11 protein-coding genes are annotated in these 16,607 nt (G+C 58.1%); 8 read left to right on the top strand and 3 right to left on the bottom strand.

Features of this window, described 5'->3' with window-relative positions; genetic code table 11:
- The first annotated feature begins 9 nt into the window (after window positions 1–9).
- Window positions 10–1,143 (top strand): GGDEF domain-containing protein, encoded by a 1,134-nt coding sequence (locus tag VF694_RS15980; protein ID WP_240209530.1) that lies wholly within the window; start codon window positions 10–12, stop codon window positions 1,141–1,143.
- Window positions 1,144–1,189: 46 nt separating this feature from the next.
- Here the strand turns inward: VF694_RS15980 and VF694_RS15975 are convergent, their stop codons facing one another.
- Window positions 1,190–3,625: a penicillin acylase family protein gene (locus VF694_RS15975; RefSeq protein ID WP_440164896.1), complete on the bottom strand. Its 2,436-nt coding sequence runs from the start codon at window positions 3,623–3,625 to the stop codon at window positions 1,190–1,192.
- 185 nt (window positions 3,626–3,810) lie between these two features.
- On the opposite strand from VF694_RS15975, the gene VF694_RS15970 reads away from it, so the two are divergent.
- From VF694_RS15970 to VF694_RS15945, 6 genes are all read left to right on the top strand, one after another.
- Window positions 3,811–4,398: a hypothetical protein gene (locus VF694_RS15970; protein WP_440164895.1), complete on the top strand. Its 588-nt coding sequence runs from the start codon at window positions 3,811–3,813 to the stop codon at window positions 4,396–4,398.
- A gap of 459 nt (window positions 4,399–4,857) precedes the next feature.
- On the top strand, window positions 4,858–6,033 hold the full coding sequence (locus VF694_RS15965; protein WP_100214854.1) for an ABC transporter substrate-binding protein: 1,176 nt from the start codon (window positions 4,858–4,860) through the stop codon (window positions 6,031–6,033).
- Between the two features lie 67 nt (window positions 6,034–6,100).
- The gene (locus VF694_RS15960) at window positions 6,101–7,996 is read left to right on the top strand and encodes an ABC transporter permease (protein WP_059318872.1); all 1,896 of its coding nucleotides are present in this window, start codon (window positions 6,101–6,103) and stop codon (window positions 7,994–7,996) included.
- Entirely contained in the window at window positions 7,993–8,760 is a 768-nt protein-coding gene (locus tag VF694_RS15955; RefSeq protein ID WP_131070872.1) for an ABC transporter ATP-binding protein, read from the top strand. The genes VF694_RS15960 and VF694_RS15955 overlap by 4 nt, the downstream gene beginning before the upstream one ends.
- On the top strand, window positions 8,757–9,536 hold the full coding sequence (locus VF694_RS15950) for an ABC transporter ATP-binding protein (protein ID WP_003802260.1): 780 nt from the start codon (window positions 8,757–8,759) through the stop codon (window positions 9,534–9,536). The genes VF694_RS15955 and VF694_RS15950 overlap by 4 nt, the downstream gene beginning before the upstream one ends.
- A 45-nt stretch (window positions 9,537–9,581) precedes the next feature.
- Complete coding sequence (locus tag VF694_RS15945; protein WP_003802262.1) at window positions 9,582–10,130, top strand: DUF924 family protein; 549 nt, start codon at window positions 9,582–9,584, stop codon at window positions 10,128–10,130.
- A gap of 392 nt (window positions 10,131–10,522) precedes the next feature.
- Here the strand turns inward: VF694_RS15945 and VF694_RS15940 are convergent, their stop codons facing one another.
- Both VF694_RS15940 and VF694_RS15935 read right to left on the bottom strand, forming a co-directional pair.
- Window positions 10,523–13,375, bottom strand: a complete 2,853-nt coding sequence (locus VF694_RS15940) for a c-type cytochrome (protein WP_440164894.1) — start codon at window positions 13,373–13,375, stop codon at window positions 10,523–10,525.
- The gene (locus VF694_RS15935) at window positions 13,372–13,848 is read right to left on the bottom strand and encodes a (2Fe-2S)-binding protein (protein WP_003802266.1); all 477 of its coding nucleotides are present in this window, start codon (window positions 13,846–13,848) and stop codon (window positions 13,372–13,374) included. The genes VF694_RS15940 and VF694_RS15935 overlap by 4 nt, the downstream gene beginning before the upstream one ends.
- A gap of 396 nt (window positions 13,849–14,244) precedes the next feature.
- Here VF694_RS15935 and VF694_RS15930 point away from each other — a divergent pair, with 396 nt between their 5' ends.
- Window positions 14,245–16,503 carry a xanthine dehydrogenase family protein molybdopterin-binding subunit gene (locus VF694_RS15930; protein WP_003802268.1) on the top strand — a complete coding sequence of 753 codons (2,259 nt, stop codon included), beginning with the start codon at window positions 14,245–14,247 and terminating at the stop codon, window positions 16,501–16,503.
- The last annotated feature ends 104 nt before the right edge of the window (window positions 16,504–16,607 follow it).

Here is a 16,607-nt window from a genome sequence, read left to right as displayed (position 1 = left end):
AATTGATTGATGGGAACAGTTCTGAAAGGCTGGAAAAACTTGCAAGCAATCAGTATTAGCTCGGTGCGCGACACACTGAGCGGGAAGTATCATTCTCGTGACTTCATTCATGCCCGTATGGAGTATTTGCGCAGCCGGGTAGTTCTGGTCGGTTTGCTGTTCGCGTTGCTCACCCCGCTGTGGACCTTGATGGACTGGCTGGTTTTGCCCAGTTGGCCTGCTCACCTGATGGCAGTCCGTATCCTGAGCCTGGCGGGCCTGATCGCGTGTGTCTGGCTGGCCTTCCACGGCCATCAACGCATTACCCGTATTTATGTATTGAGTGGCCTGGTGTTTATTTTGCCAGCTTCCTTTTATGCATATATGTTGTTGACCCTGTCAGGGGCCGCGCATTATGTCGTGCTGGGGTATGGCTTTATCCCTTTTTTGCTGGTGGCCACGTTAAGTATTTTTCCGTTTACGCTGCTTGAATCCGCTTTGGTGGGGGGCGCCCTGATTGCCCTGCAGATTCTGGCCAGCGTCAGCTCGGGGACCTGGCTCAGCGCGAAAGGCTTGCAGGACCTCTGGCTCTTGAGCGCCTTGCTGGTGGTGGCCCTGACCGCCAATTACTTTCACCTTGGCTTGTTATTGCGGCTGTATCGACAAGCCACGCACGATACCTTGACCGGCTTGCTGAACCGGGGGGCGGTTAGCCGCCAACTGGGGCAGGGCCCGGTACAGGAGCGTTTGCATGTATTGATGGTGGACCTGGATCATTTCAAACAGATCAACGATACGCACGGCCATTCGGTAGGGGATGATGTCCTGACGCGCACTGCGGCTTTGTTCAAGGCGCATTTGGGAGCCCATGATCTGGCGGCCCGGTATGGTGGCGAAGAGTTTGTCTTGATTCTGGCTGGCCGCAGCGACGCGCAAGCTTTGAGCTTTGCCCATATTCTTTTGCAGCAGGTCCAGGGACAAACCTTTTATAACCACGACCGTGAGCCTTTTCAGATTACGGCCAGCCTAGGCTTGGCGCCGTGTCAGCCTGGGCAGGCCATTGAAGAGGCCTTAATGCGGGCTGACCAGCTTTTGTATCAGGCCAAGCGGGCGGGACGCAATCAGGTGGTGACCCAGGAATCGATCCCTACCGTCGGCTCATAGGACAAGGGGACCTGATGTGGTTCAGGTCCCGTTTTTCATGGCCGTGTTAGTAGTGCAAGGTCTGGGTAGTTTCACTGGCGCTGTCTATGTCTGATGCGCTGATGGCATCGCGCTTGCACTTGAACGAGGCAAACATGTCCAGCTGATCCGAGTAATGCGGATCGGCTTGCCCTTTGGGGGTGATAAAGCCGCTTTGTCCTGGCGGCATGATCGAGCACATACGCACCCCGCTTGGGTCCATTACGTACTGGAAGCGAGCGCTGCCGGTGTTCAGATACGGCGTCACACGATGCTCATAGGCGGGGTCAGACCACGGCACCCCGATCGCGTTGCGAGCTGCAAACAGCATGGAAACTGCCGGGGCACGCCATTGTGCGGGCTGTGCGCCTTGCAACTTTTGCAAATGGACGACGGCCTTCTCCAACGCTTCCAGGACCAGCTCCGGGGCAGGGCGGCCCTGGAGAAAATCAATTGTTTGCGGGACACCGGCAGCCGGGCCCTGGATCGCATTCCAGATCAGTTTGGCCGCAGCGGCTGGCTGCGCGCTGCGCGGGTCATCCATGGCGGGATACAGGTTTTGCGTGTAGGTCTTGTAGATGCTGTCAGGCAAACGATCTTGCAGAAAGACGGGCACCGCGGCATGCATCCAGGCTTGCATGATGGCCGGGGCACTGCCTTCGTAGTGCTTGCCATCGTTGCTCACGTGCAGCTTGTAATCCCAGCCTTTCAATTGTTCGGCAGCTTGACGAGCCAAGGCACTGGCGTGGGGTAGTTGGGCCGCCTCCTGAATGAAGGGCACAAAGTAACGCGCATTCAGGTCAGAGCGAGCGCCCAGGGAATCGATACCCCAGATCTCTTCGTCGCTCAGGCGTTGTTTGGCTTGCAAAGGAGCCAGCAATTCCTGCACGCGGTCCACATAGGAAAAGTTGGAGTTGTCTGCCAGCAAGGCGCTATAGGCCTTGTTGTTCCAGCTGGCAATATAAGCTTGCTGCGGATTCAGGATTTTGGGGTTGTGGTCAAAGCTCAGAAAGCCCTGCCATTCCATGCTGCCATCGCCGGCGGCAGGGAACTGAATGGCCTGCCTGGCCGGGCGCTGGGGTAAAAGACCCAGTGCGGCGGCACCGATATTGTTTTTGGTATCCGCATAGAACCAGGTAATGGAGGCGCTGACGCGGGCAGCCTGGGCCATGAACTCTTCCCAGTTCCTGGCTTTGGCCGCATGAGCCCAGCCCAGCAGGGTTTCAATTTCCCGACCCTCCCAACTGCGGCGGTTGGCGTAGGCGGTGTTGTTTTTCTGGTCCCAACTGCTGACATAGCCTTGAGCCGCACGGTATACATCCAGCATCACATCGTCTTGCCCGCGCACTTTGATACGCACCTGCTTGTGCTCCATGGGACGCCAGGCGTTGTTGTACCAGTAACGGTGCGGGTCGCCTTCTTTCAAGCGCAATTGGTAGACGTCGTTGGTGTCGAGCGAACCGACGGTAGAGCCCCAGGCAATTTGGCCATTGGTACCGAACAGGATAGCGGGCAGGGCAACGGCGGTGCTGCCTGTCAGATCGTAACCGGCTCCGTGCAGGCCAACGCTATAGGTAATGGACGGGGTGTACCAGCCTTGTTGAGGACCGTTGTACAGCACGGCATGACCATGAGTCGTCTTTGCGGGGCCCAGCAGCCAGGCATTGCTGGCCGTAGGCGTGCCAGCGGCCACGGTGGGACCCAGGGCCAGGGCTTGCTTATGCAGATAGTCTTGCGCCGCTTGCGAGGACAGGGCTTGCAAATGCCTGGGCAGATCGGCCAGCGCGGTCTTGACCTCGGGCTGGGGAATGATGGTGGGGGCGGTGGGGTCGTTCAGCCAGCGCAATTGCTTGTACAGTTGTTCGCCACGCTCCGCACCCTGATCAGCCTTCAGGGTTTCCAGCAGATTCAGATTGGCCACTTCTGCCGTCCCGGCAAAGAAGCGGTTCAGAATCAGGCCCACCCAAACCATGGCAATGTCTTCGGGCTGCCATTCGGTCGGCTCAAAGCCCTTATCCAGAAACTCCTTGGGCATCAAGGTATCTGGCTGGGCTTTCACCTCGCGCACGCGCTGGGTAAACCCGGCGGCATAGCCTTCAAACATGGCGCGATCCTCGTTGGACAGGGCGGCCAGTTGCTGGCGGATGGAGTCCGGGTCGATATTGGTGTGGGTGACTTTGTCCAGCTCCAGAAAGTCCGGTCCCAGCACTTCGGCTACCGTTCCCCAGCCCGAGCGCTTGGCAATTTCCATCTGGTACAGACGGTCAGTGGCCACTGCATAGGCATAGCCATAAAACAGGCCGTAGGTGCTGTCCGCATAAATATGCGGTGTGCCGTAGTGATCGCGTTTGATGATGACACTGCGATCCGCAGGAGGCGTGGTGGCGCAGGCGGCCAGTAGCAGGCTGGTGGTCAGCAGACCCAGGCCTAGCCGGGATGGGAAGCGACGGGGGGAAGTCAACATCAGGTCTCCTCATGAGCTGCCTTGCAGGCGCACGTTTTTTTATATTCTGAGAATATAACGTCAAAATTCTTTAGGTATTGATATTTCCAGTTGAAGCTTTATAGAGGATTTCCCCAGTATCCGAAGACGGACAGGAACAGAAGTTGCTGGGTCACGGGTGTCTATTTTCCTGAGGGAGCCAAGTCATGGAACGCATTATCGCCGCGCAGTTCGATACTTTTGAGCAAGCCCAGCAAGTGGCCGGAATGCTGCGAACCCAGGGTGTGGAAGAGCGAGATAGGCAGATTTTCTATCTCAAGCCTGGAGGCCAGCATGCCCAATACCCGATTGGAGGCGACAGGACCCTGGACAAGGCGGCGCGTGGCGGCGGGCTGGGAGCCATGGTGGGCGGGGTGGTGGGGGCCGTGCTCGGCTTAGCGGTGGGTTGGTGGTTGCTTGGCATGACGGGCTGGCCACAGTTTGTGCTGATTGCCTTTCTGGCGCTGGGGGCGTATGTGGGTGCCATGGTGGGGGGGATTGTGAAACTGGGAGGCCGCAAACCTGGCCGAGAACCCTTGAACCGAGTCTCCGGAGTCATGCTGGCGGTGCGCCTGGGGCAGGCCGTTGAGGCCGCGCTGGTGCGTCAGATGCAGCAGGGCGGTGGTTATGCCATCGAATGGGCGGATGGCACCTGGAGCGAGGGCCAATGGCAGGACTTCAATCCTACCCGTACCCCCCAACTCTATGATTTGCCTTCCGCGGGGCAAAACGTGCATGAGACACGCAGTGGATGAGATCGGGCCCAAACCGTGGCTGACGTGTCGGGTCGCCCCCCTCATCCCGGGTTTTTTAGCCGATTAATGCCCCATTGCCGGATATGATGGAGCAGTTTATGAAATCCATGATTCGGCGCGTGCAGGAACGAAGCGGGGTGCTAGTGTTGTAATCCTTGGGCTTATTGAGTGTAGTCACTGTATATCGGCAATTTCTCGAGCCTGGGGCAAACAGCTTTTTCTGCTCATTTTCTTCTCGGTTTCCTTGCTTTATCGGCTTTCTGCGTGGCTTGTTGTGTTTTATGTTTAAAGTGTTCAAGGGTATATCCCTAGGTCTTGGCCGATTTACTCGCAAAAATACCATGTGTACACTTTAAATCACTAAAACAAGACAAGTTGCTGAGTCGTGTTTCGCCTCACAAGCCCACGGAGAAGACAATGAACAAGACATTTGCAGGGGTAGCACTGGCAGGAACGATGATGTTGCAAACCTTGGGGAGCGCCGCTGTTGCCCAAGACGTGATCAAGATTGGGGAGCTGAACAGCTACAAGTCCCAGCCTGCATTTTTGGGGCCGTATCGAAACGGGATGGAGCTGGCGGTTGAGCAGATCAATCAGGCCGGGGGGATTCACGGCAAGCAGTTGCAGTTGATCATCAAGGATGACAATTCCAATCCCGGCGATGCAGTACGCGCTGCCGAGGAATTGATCTCGCGTGAGAAGGTGGATGTGCTGACCGGGACTTTCCTGTCCAATATCGGTCTGGCCATTACGGACTTTGCCAAGCACAAGAAAGTCTTTTTCCTGGCCAGTGAACCCCTGACGGACAAGATCGTCTGGGCCGATGGCAACCGCTACACATTCCGTCTGCGCAATTCCACCTACATGCAGGTGGCCATGCTCGTGCCCGAGGCGGTCAAGCTGAACAAGAAGCGTTGGGCGATTGTGTATCCCAACTACGAATATGGTCAGTCGGCTGTTGCCACCTTCAAGACCTTGATGAAAGAAGCCCAGCCCGATATCGAGTTTGTGGCCGAGCAGGCCACGCCGCTGGGCAAAGTGGATGCGGGTGCTGTGGTGCAGGCCTTGTCCGAGGCCAAGCCTGATGCCGTCTTTAATGTGCTTTTTGCCTCCGATCTGGCTCGTTTGGTACGGGCGGGCAATCAGCGTCAGTTCTTCAGCCCGGCCCTGCCCGTGGTCAGCATGTTGACCGGCGAGCCGGAATACCTTGACCCATTGGGCGAGGAAACCCCCGAGGGCTGGATCGTGACAGGCTACCCCTGGTATGCCATCGACACCCCTGAACACAATGCGTTCCTGAAAGCCTATCAGGACAAATACAACGAGCACCCGCGCCTGGGCACCATTATTGGCTACAGCACCATTGTGTCGATTGCTGCCGGGATTGAAAAAGCCGGCTCTACGGACACAGAGGCCATGATCAAGGCCTTCCGTGGTCTGGATGTGATGACGCCTTTTGGCCCCATTACCTACCGCACGCAGGATCATCAGTCCACGCAAGGGGCGTATGTGGGTGTGCTGGCCAAGCAAGATGGCAAGGGCATCATGACCCATATCCGTTATGCCGATGGCAAAGATGTACAGCCTACGGATGAGCAGGTCAGCCAGTGGCGTCCTGCCGCGGCCAATCAATAATTCCAAGAACGCAGTATTTCGTAGATCGGCGCGCCGTCTGGCGCGCCACTTCTGACGCGAGGCAGTAATGGCCTTATCGGGTTTATGGGTGCAGTTCCTTAACGGGCTGGCCGAGGCATCGTCTTTGTTTCTGGTGGCGGCGGGTTTATCTCTGATCTTTGGGGTGACACGCATTGTCAACTTTGCACATGGCTCCTTGTATATGCTGGGTATCTACCTGGCGTATTCCACGGTGCAATTTCTGGGCGGTTCAGCCCTGGGTTTCTGGGCCGGCCTGATTGTGGCGGCGCTGCTGGTGGGCGCCCTGGGGGCATTACTGGAAATCGTGCTGTTGCGGCGTATTTATAAAGCGCCCGAGTTGTTCCAGTTACTGGCTACCTTTGCGTTGGTGCTGGTCATCAATGATGCGACTCTTGCCGTATGGGGACCGGAGGATCTGCTCGGGCCACTGGCCCCGGGCCTGACCGGTTCCATTTCCATTGCAGGACGCTTCTTTCCGGTTTATGACCTGGTGCTGATTGTGATCGGCCCGGTGGTGCTGGGCTTGCTGTGGTTGTTGCTGACCCGTACCCGCTGGGGCGTGCTGGTGCGTGCTGCCACGCATGACAGGCAAATGCTGGGCGCGCTGGGTGTCAATCAGGCCTGGCTGTTTACCGGCGTCTTTGCCCTGGGGGCTTTTCTGGCTGGTTTGGGGGGAGCCGTGCAGTTGCCGCGTCAGCCCGCCAATCTGTTGCTGGACTTGAGCGTGATCGGTGACGCCTTTGTGATTGTGGTGGTCGGAGGCATGGGCTCCATCCCCGGTGCTTACGTGGCGGCGTTGATCGTTGCTGAATTGAAGGCGCTGTGTATCGCTCTGGGTACTGTCACCATGTTTGGCGTGGATTTTGCCTTTCCCAAATTGACGCTGGTGGTGGAGTTTATTTTCATGGCCGTGGTGCTGGTGTTCCGGCCCTGGGGCTTGTTTGGTCGCGCCCAGGCGGTCAGCCGTAATTCGGCTCCGATTGAAGCTCCTCTGCGGGCCGGGAGCACGGCCTTCCAGATCATGGTGCTGCTGGTTCTGGTCGTGATGGCTGCCTTGCCCTTACTGAGCGACTGGTTCCCCTACGCGCCTGTGCTGGCCCTGGATATTCTGGTCTTGTCCCTGTTCTCCTTGAGCCTGCATTTCATGATGGGGCCAGGTGGGATGAACTCGTTTGGTCATGCCGCCTACTTTGGGCTGGGTGCCTATGCGGCGGCCCTGCTTTTCAAGGCTGCGGCCTTGTCCATGGGCTGGTCCCTGATCCTGGCTCCGGCCGTTGCGGGTCTGGGGGCGCTGGTTTTTGGCTGGTTCTGCGTGCGGCTGTCCGGGGTCTATCTGGCTATGCTGACCTTGGCCTTTGCGCAGATTGTGTGGTCAATCGTGTATCAGTGGGACAGTTTTACGGGCGGCTCCAACGGCGTGGTGGGCATCTGGCCGGCAGAGTGGTTGTCGGGTGATCGCTACTATTACTTCGCTTTGTTGTTGGTGGCGGTTGCCGCCTTCCTGCTGCGGCGTATTTTGTTCTCGCCCTTTGGCTATGCCATGCGTGCCAGCCGTGATTCGGCCTTGCGGGCCGAGGCGATCGGCATACCTGTCAAGCGGGTGCAGTGGTTGACCTTTATTCTTGCGGGCACATTTGCAGGGCTGGCCGGCGCCTTGTTCGTCTTCTCCAAAGGCAGCGTATCGCCCGAGGTGATTGCGGTGAACAAGTCGGTGGACGGCCTGGTCATGGTGTTGCTGGGCGGTTTGCAAACGCTGGTTGGCCCGGTGGTAGGCGCAGCGGTGTTTACCTTGTTGCAGGATTTCTTTCTGGGCGTCACGCAGTATTGGCGGGCCTTGTTCGGTGGCGTGATTTTGCTGCTGGTTCTGGCTTTCCCGCAGGGCATTGCTGGCTTTTTCAAGCGCTGGGCGCATCGTCCCGTGGCATCGGAGGCATCGTCATGAGTTTGTTGCAAGTACGGGGGCTGAAAAAAGCGTTTGGCGGCAATCTGGCCGTGGACGGTATCGAGTTCGATGTGCAGGCCGGCGAGTTTCTGGCCTTGATCGGGCCCAATGGCGCAGGCAAGACGACGACGTTCAATATGGTAGGGGGGCAGTTGACGCCCACGGCCGGGTCAGTGCGACTGGGCGACCAGGAACTGGTGGGGCTGGCGCCCCGCAAGATCGCGGCCATGGGCGTGGGTCGCACGTTTCAGATTGCGGCCACCTTTGCGTCCCTGACCGTGGTGGAGAACGTGCAGATGGCTTTGCTGGCGCATCAGAAAAAGCTCTTCTCTTTCTGGCGTCGGGCGGCTCAGTTCGAGCGTGCGCGAGCGTTGGACTTGTTAAATCAGGTGGGCATGCTGAGCCAGGCCGAGCGGCCCTGCAGCGAGCTGGCTTACGGGGATGTGAAGCGGGTGGAGTTGGCGATTGCGCTGGCCAATGATCCGCGTCTTTTGCTGATGGACGAACCCACAGCCGGCATGGCGCCCAAAGAGCGCAATGAGCTGATGCGTCTGACCAAGAAACTGGTGATCGAACGCAATATGGGCGTGCTGTTTACCGAACACAGCATGGACGTGGTGTTCGAGCACTCGGACCGCATGCTTGTGCTGGCTCGGGGGCGACTGGTGGCACAAGGGGATGCAGACTATATCCGTCAGCATCCCAAGGTGCAGGAAGTGTATTTTGGTACAGGTAAAACATTCGAGAGCAAGGAGTCAGCATGACGCAGGCTGTGTGGGCCGGTTCTGAACGGGCTGGCGAAAATGGGGCGAACGGGCAAGCCCTGCTGCGTATTGAGGGCCTGAATGCCTGGTATGGCGCGGCGCATATTCTGTTTGACCTTGCCTTGACCGTGCAGCGGGGCGAAGTTGTTGCGCTGATGGGCCGTAACGGCGCGGGCAAGTCCACGACCTTGAAGTCCATCATGGGTTTGATGGAGCGCGCCAAAGGCCATATCGAGTTTATGGGTCAAGTCATCCACGATAAGCAGCCTTTCGAAATTGCACGTGCCGGCTTGGGTTTTGTGCCCGAAGATCGACGTATTTTTACTGACCTGAGCGTCACGGAGAACCTGGAGGTGGGCCGTCAGCCGGCTCGGCGCTGGCCGGATGGCTCGGCAGCTCCTCACTGGCAGCCCGAACGTTTGTACAGCCTGTTTCCCAATCTGGGCCAGATGCAAGACAGGCCTGGCGGACAAATGAGCGGGGGTGAGCAGCAAATGCTGACCGTGGCTCGGACCTTGATGGGTAATCCGTATCTGGTCTTGCTGGACGAACCTTCTGAAGGGGTGGCGCCTGTGATTGTGGAGCAGATGGTGAACATGATTCTGGAACTCAAGCAGGCCGGTGTCAGTATCTTGTTGTCCGAACAGAACCTGCACTTTGCCGAACTGGTTTCGGATCGGGCTTATGTGCTGGAAAAAGGGCAAATACGGTACAGTGGCACGATGCAGGAGTTAAGCGCCAACGAGCAGGTGCGGCGCACTTACCTGTCTGTTTAAGGTCACGCTCCGATTAGGAGGGCGTACCGTTTCCAGGAGAACACCATGGCAGATGCACGTCCCCATCCTCAGGCAGTGATAGCCTTCTGGGTCGAATCAGGGCCAGAGAAATGGTTTCGCAAGTCCGATGACTTCGATCAGGAGTTTCGCGAACGATTTTTGGACTGGCATGAGCGTGCGGCCAAGGGCGAGCTGGACGATTGGGCGCAGACCGCAGAAGGGGCCTACGCCTTGCTGATCTTGCTGGACCAGTTCCCACGCAACGCCTTTCGGCACACTCCTCGCATGTATGCGACCGACGAAAAGGGTTTGGCGATTGCCAAGGAGATGGTGGCCAAGGGGCTGGATAAACACATTCCGGCAGAGCGTCGTGTGTTTTGCTACCTGCCGTATTCCCATGCCGAGAATCTGGCCGATCAGCAAGAGGCCGTGCGCCTGAATCAGGAAATTGGCCGTCCCTGGCTGGATCATGCCCAAGAGCATCTGGATGTGGTGGAGCGCTTTGGCCGCTTTCCGCATCGCAACTCGATTCTGGGGCGTACTACGACAGCGGAAGAACAAAAGTTTCTGGAGACTGGTGGTTTTTCGGGTTGATGGGTGCTGAGTCTGGGCTAGGCTGGGGTCTTGGTCTTGGTCTTGGTTTGGATTCGGGGCCTGATGCTGATTTGGGCTGGGCCTAGAACTGAGCCAGGATTGTGATTGGCGCTGGAGCTTAGGCTTGCTGGGAACACAAGTTTCGATTGTTGGCCCATGCTTTGACCCAAACCCAAACCCAAACCCAAACCCAAACCCAAACCCAAATATCTACGTAAACTCAAGCTCCCGATCAATCCTTCAGCGTGCTGGTCGAGAGCCTGCCTTGAGAGTTCCTGGTTTTATCCAGTTTGACGGCAATGAGCCCAAAACAAAGGCGGCCAAGTGAAAGCTTGAAGCCGCCTTTGTTTCATCTGCCGTGTGTCTGAACACAATCGACGGACACGCCCTGTCTACAAGTGACCTTTCTGTTCTCGTATGGTCGCAATCTTGTCTTTTAATCCCGTCCAGGCCGGTTTGTCCGGTGCAAAACGCGCCCGCATATAGTTCAGCAGGTCTTCCATCTGCTCATCATTCATGCTGTTCTTGAAACCGGGCATGGAACCCAGGGTGGGCTGCGCCGGACGGGTAATGCCGTGCATCAGTACCTGAATCGTATTGTCGGGGTGCTCACTGTGCAGATTGCTGTTCAGGGCCAGAGACGGACGGGCGCCAAATAGCACCGGGCCACCTCGCGGGTCATGGCAAACTGCACAAGCGCCGTTGAACAGGTTTTCGCCCGGCATCACCATCACTTCCTGATTGCTGCGGCTGTTTTGCTCCAGTAATGCAGCCTGCGCAGCATGGGTTTGTTCCTGTTCAGGATCGACCGGGTTCAGGCTGCTCAAGTAATGGGCCATGGCACGCACGTCCGACTCAGGCAGTTCAGCCAGTCCTGCGACTACCGGGCCCATGGGCCCGGCGGCCACGCCATGACGGGGGGAGTAGCCGGTGCGCAGGTATTGGTACAGCTCCTGTTCTGTCCAGGGGATGGGGGCTTTGGACAGGCTGTTGAGCGCAGGTGCCTCCCAGTTGTCCGCAAAACCGCCGGCCAGGAAATTTGCTTCACCGCTTTTTTCTGCGCCCAGCATATTGCGCGGACTATGGCAGGCGGCACAGTGTCCGCTGCTGTTGACCAGGTACGCTCCGCGGTTCCATTGCACGGTTTGCGTCGGGTCGGGCACATACGCATTGGGGTCTCGATGAAACAGCAGATTCCAGCCCGCTACCAAAGGCCGCATATTCATGGGGAAAGGCAGTTTGGTTTCGGGTGGCTTGGCCTTGACCGGCTCTTGTGTCATCAAATAAGCGTAGAGCGACTGCATGTCCTCGTCGCTGATTTTGGCAAAAGCGGTGTAAGGAAAGGCCGGGTACAGATGACGACCATCCTGATGGATGCCCTCGCGCATGGCGCGTTCAAAGGCTTTGTAGCTCCAGCCCCCAATGCCGGTTTCTTTGTCTGGGGTGATGTTGGTGGTGTAGATCGTTCCAAACGGGGTCTCCAGACCCAGGCCGCCCGCATTGGGCTTGCCGCCTTCAGCCGTGTGACAGACCATGCAGTCGCCCGCAATGGCAACCAGCCGCCCACGCTCGATGGCGCGCTCCGAAAAGATGGATGTATCCACGTGCCCTACTGGAGCAATGGCGGGCCGCCAGGGCAGGGCGCTCAGGATGGTGCCGGTTGCCACCGCGGCTAAGGCTCCCCACCAGGCTTTGCGTTTTTTACTGCTGGCGCTGGTGGTGGCCTGATAAGCCAGTGCCAGAGACTGTTCGTTAAAAGGAGCACTGGTCAGGCGGATGCCACTGGCATTGAAAATGGCATTGGCAATGGCGGCCGCAGCGGGTAGCTCCACGCCCTGATTCCAGGCCAAGGGCTGGCCGACGGCCGCTTCTCGTTTGACCAGTTGGACGGTAGGTTTGCCGGCAGATTTATTTATCGCTTCCGTGACAGGGGGCTTGCTGCTATGAGCACCGCTTTTGCCCAGATCCTGGTTCAGCAGTTGCTGCGCCCACCGCCCCAATCTGTCAGCCAGGGCAGGGGCCGATTCCGGTACTCGTTCCGGGTTGTCCTGTTCCGTACTGTCGTGTCCAACGGTCAGCCTGTCTATGCTTAACGTCCCCTGGCGGGTGTCGACGCTCACGTCTACAGCCCACGCTGACCACTGCTCACGGGCTGCCTGTCCAGGGATGTGTTCCACAGTATGACTGTAGGCCAGCCCGCGACCTTTGCGTATCGGCCCCTGGTGAGCCGGCAGGGGTCCGGACCAATCTGACTGTTGCGCAACGCGTTGCAGCAATTCGCGCCCTTGCGGGCTGCGGACATGCTCCAGTCGTGCCTCCAAGGGGTCCAGTCCCAACTGGTGGCAGGCCTGATCGAACTGTGACTCTTGGGCAAAGACGGTGGCCTGGGCCAGACTGTCGGGGTCACTGCTGGCGGCAGCGCCATCACTATTAGGAAGGGGGGCGGAAAAGTAGTCGCTTTGTACTGCCAGGCCACTGCTGGGCAAGCCTTGCTGGCCGCAAAGAATGGCGGCCAGGGAAGGACGCACACCGGACAAGGTGTTCAATTGCCAACGGCACGCCTGCAAGTGGGCAGTCAGATCGTTTGGCTCGGCGGCGCCTTGATAGACGCTCAGGCGAATGCTGGTTTCGCTTTGGCTGGCCCGAACTTGCACGGCCTGGGGGCGGCCAAAGGCCATGAGCGCTGCATCCATCGCGCAGTCGTAGGCATCGGCTTGATTGTCGGCCGTATCGTGCAGATGGATCTGCTCACTTGGCAGGCCGCTCAAGGCTTGCAGTTCTATCAGCAGAGCCGCGGGGCGCCGGGTGTGCGCCCAAACAAAAAGCTGCTTGTTGTGATAGCAAGCGCGGGCCCAGGCAGTATGCGGGTGCTCGAGGGCAGACTGCCACTCATAGCCTTGGTCGGGGGAGGTAAGCGTGGGCGCGCGGGCGTCATCCGCTGGCAGAGCGGCTTGGCTTGCCGCGACGGGCGTGACCCAGCGAGCATCCAGCAAGGCGGCGCCTTGTTGGGCCTGCTCGGCTTGAACAGCCAGCACGCCCAGGAAATTACCGATATGTACACAGTCCACGACACCGGGCACGTGCAGGGCGGCCTGTTTGTCGACGGTCTGTAATTCCGCACCCAGATACTGGCCGTTTTCGTAGGACCAGTAAGGAGGGCGCACAACAACGCCATGCAGCAAGCGGGTGTCACTGGGCAGCTCGGGCCACAGCGCTCGGGAAAAGTCCTGTACTGAATGACTCATTGCCGGGCCTTTGCAACACGCAGGGCGGCCTGCATGATCTCTACATGGGTGCCGCAACGGCACAGGTTATAGCGCAGTTCATCCCGAATCTGTGCTTCCGTGGCTTGCGGATTACGGTCCAGCAGAGCCTGGACAGTCATGACCATTCCATTGAGGCAATAGCCGCATTGTGCCGCCTGGCAATCAATGAATGCCTGCTGAACATCATTGGCTTGTCCGTTGTGGGTCAGGCCTTCCAGCGTGGTGATCTGGCGATTCTCCACCAGGCTGACGGGCACTACACAGGAGCGGGCGGCCACGCCGTCGACCAGAACGGTGCAAGCGCCGCACTCGCCCAGCCCGCAACCAAACTTGGGGCCGTTGAGCTCCAGATCGTTGCGCAGCACATAAAGCAGCGGGGTATCGGGTTCCACCTCGATGATGTGGGTCTCTTGATTGACCCGCAAAGTGTGCGGGCGAGTACAAGGGTTCATGGGTTTCACCTTGGGTAGATCGCACCTTGTTGTCGGACAGGATGGGCGGTGCTTTTATCAGTTCGGTATTGATATGCTTAAATTAAGTGTATACACTTTAATTTATTGAGTAAATAGATTCTACTACTCCCTTGAGGTATCAATCAAAGGCCTTGTGGGAAGTCATGAAAAATTCCGCGAAATCTCATTTAGTATAGGGTTTACACTGATTATTGGGCCCTTGATTTTATCTTTATAGTAGTTGTGGAAAATAAGATCTGTTGCGGTTTATTTGTTTTATTAGGGCGTGTACGCTAGTAATTGAAGGTTTGTCGAGCGCTTGGGTGGATTGTCAGGGGCCGAACCCGGACTGTCCCGTGCCAGACCCTCTATAAAGAGCCCAGCCAGGAGAGAGTGATGTCTTACGATGCGCCGCGTCACCAGCAGCAGGATTTGCTCAGGGCGTGCGGCACCTTGCTGATTTTAGCGGCACCGGTACGGCCTCCCAAGCCTTCGCCCGGTCAGCCCGGCGTGGTGTCCGAATATTTGCAGGCGCACGACGATGTTTTTGTCGCGGTGTCCGAGCAGGGGTGGGTGCGCGCGTTTCATGGACATGTGGATCTGGGTACGGGTATTCAGACCGCACTGAGCCAGATTGTGGCAGATGAGCTGGATGTGTCCATGGCCCGTGTGCAAATGGTGCTGGGGCATACCGATGCAGTGCCCAACCAGGGTCCCACCATCGCCAGCGCGTCCATTCAGATTCATGCTGTACCGCTGCGCAAGGCGGCGGCTCAGGCACGTCAATTGCTGCTAGCACAAGCCGCGCAACGCTGGACGCTGCCCGCCGATCAATTGCGTGTGGATGACGGCACAGTCATTGCTCCGGACGGGCGCAGCCTGACGTACTGGCAATTGCTGGAAGGTCAGGAACTGCGGGCCTATCTGGATAAGGAAACTCCCACCAAACCGGCCGAGCAATTGCGCATTGTCGGGACCGCCCAGGCGCGTGTCGATATTCCGGGCAAGGTCGCGGGGCAGTGGGTCTATGTACACGATGTGCGTGTACCCGGCATGTTGCATGGCCGTGTTGTGCGCCCTCCTTATACCGGACGTGATAGTGGCGACTTCATCGGTTGCAGCCTGGAATCCGTGGACGAGGAGTCCATCCGTCATATTGCCGACGATGTGCGTGTCGTGGTGATTGGCGACTTTATTGGGGTGGTCGCGGCTCGTGAAGAACACGCCATGCGTGCCGCCCGTGAATTGAAAGTGCGCTGGAAAGCGATTCCTCCTTTGGAGGATATGAATAATCTGGAGCAGTTGATTCGTCGTCAGCCCATGACGGAGCGCTTGCTTGTCGATAAAGGGCCGGACTTTGATGCATTGCCGCCCGAAGGCAAACGCTTGAAGCGTACTTATGTCTGGCCTTTTCAGTTGCATGCGTCGATAGGCCCTTCTTGCGCAGTGGCGCACTATCAGCCAGGCCATAGTCGGATCTGGTCGGGCACACAGAACCCGCATATGTTGCGCGTTCACTTGAGCCAGTTGCTGGGCGAGGACGAGGCGGATCTGGAGATTATCCGTCATGAAGCGGCGGGTTGTTATGGTCGCAATTGCGCTGACGACGTGTGTGCCGATGCCCTCTTGCTGTCACAGGCGGTGGGGGCGCCGGTACGCGTGCAACTGACGCGTGAACAGGAGCACGGTTGGGAGCCTAAAGGTGCGGCTCAGTTGATGGACGTGGTCGGTTCCATGGATGTTGAGGGGCAACTGCGTCACTACGAGTTCGTGACCCATTACCCCTCCAATGATGCGCCGAATCTGGCTTTGTTGCTGACCGGTCGGGAGTCGGCGGCGCCCCGGCAACTGGAGATGGGCGATCGCACGGCGGTGCCGCCTTACAGCTATCCCAAGCAGCGCATTGTGTGCCAGGACATGCCCGCGATTGTGCGTGCCTCCTGGTTGCGCGGCGTGTCGGCCATGCCCAATTCGTTTGCGCATGACTGCTTTCTGGACGAGCTGGCGGTGGAGGCGGGTGTAGACCCGCTGAGTTATCGCCTGCGCTATCTGGATCAGGATGTGCGCGCCCAGGAGCTGCTGCAGGCAGTCGCGGACAAAGGCCAGTGGCAGATTGGACATCGTGGTTCGCGCGGGCAGCCCGATGCGCAGGGCTATCTGTATGGTCGTGGCCTGGCGTATGCCCGTTATATACACAGCAAGTTTCCCGGTTTTGGCGCAGCCTGGTCGGCCTGGTTGCTGGACCTGCGAGTGCATCAGGATACGGGAGTGATCGAGGTTCAGCAGATTTACGTCGGTCAGGACACGGGCCAGATGGTCAATCCTGCGGGAGTGCGTCACCAGATTCACGGCAATGTCATTCAATCCTTGAGCCGCAGCCTGTATGAACAGGTGCGTTTTGACGCGCAAGGGGTGGTCAGCGCGGAGTGGGGGGCATACCCGATTATCGATTTCCCGCGCATCCCGCCCATTGAGGTGATTTTGATGGACAGGCAGTCTGAACCGCCGATGGGGTCGGGCGAGTCTGCCTCCGTGCCCTGTGCCTCGGCGATTGCCAATGCTTTGTTTGATGCAACTGGCCGACGTTTTCGGCAGGTGCCCTTTACACCGGATGTGGTCCGGGCCGCGCTGGCTGCTACGCCCCAAACGGTGTAGGCAGCAGCAATTTTCAGGGATCGGGTTCAGGGCCTTTTAGCAGTACCGGGCTTTGGACCTGACGGTTTCAATCCAAGGACAGATTAATGAGTACCTTTCTTTAC

The sequence above is a fragment of the Alcaligenes sp. Lyrl_28 genome, from assembly GCF_051948705.1.
Lineage (GTDB): Bacteria > Pseudomonadota > Gammaproteobacteria > Burkholderiales > Burkholderiaceae_B > Alcaligenes > Alcaligenes ammonioxydans.
The sequence above is the reverse complement of the archived record's forward strand: the minus strand, read 5'-3'. Positions and strand labels throughout refer to the sequence as shown.

Coding starts and splice junctions, on each gene's coding strand:
- VF694_RS15980 (WP_240209530.1), top strand. CDS start 10: ATGGGAACAGTTCTGAAAGGCTGGAAAAACTTGCAAGCAATCAGTATT.
- VF694_RS15930 (WP_003802268.1), top strand. CDS start 14,245: ATGTCTTACGATGCGCCGCGTCACCAGCAGCAGGATTTGCTCAGGGCG.
- VF694_RS15975 (WP_440164896.1), bottom strand. CDS start 3,625: ATGTTGACTTCCCCCCGTCGCTTCCCATCCCGGCTAGGCCTGGGTCTG.
- VF694_RS15960 (WP_059318872.1), top strand. CDS start 6,101: ATGGCCTTATCGGGTTTATGGGTGCAGTTCCTTAACGGGCTGGCCGAG.
- VF694_RS15955 (WP_131070872.1), top strand. CDS start 7,993: ATGAGTTTGTTGCAAGTACGGGGGCTGAAAAAAGCGTTTGGCGGCAAT.
- VF694_RS15950 (WP_003802260.1), top strand. CDS start 8,757: ATGACGCAGGCTGTGTGGGCCGGTTCTGAACGGGCTGGCGAAAATGGG.
- VF694_RS15940 (WP_440164894.1), bottom strand. CDS start 13,375: ATGAGTCATTCAGTACAGGACTTTTCCCGAGCGCTGTGGCCCGAGCTG.
- VF694_RS15970 (WP_440164895.1), top strand. CDS start 3,811: ATGGAACGCATTATCGCCGCGCAGTTCGATACTTTTGAGCAAGCCCAG.
- VF694_RS15935 (WP_003802266.1), bottom strand. CDS start 13,848: ATGAACCCTTGTACTCGCCCGCACACTTTGCGGGTCAATCAAGAGACC.
- VF694_RS15945 (WP_003802262.1), top strand. CDS start 9,582: ATGGCAGATGCACGTCCCCATCCTCAGGCAGTGATAGCCTTCTGGGTC.
- VF694_RS15965 (WP_100214854.1), top strand. CDS start 4,858: ATGTTGCAAACCTTGGGGAGCGCCGCTGTTGCCCAAGACGTGATCAAG.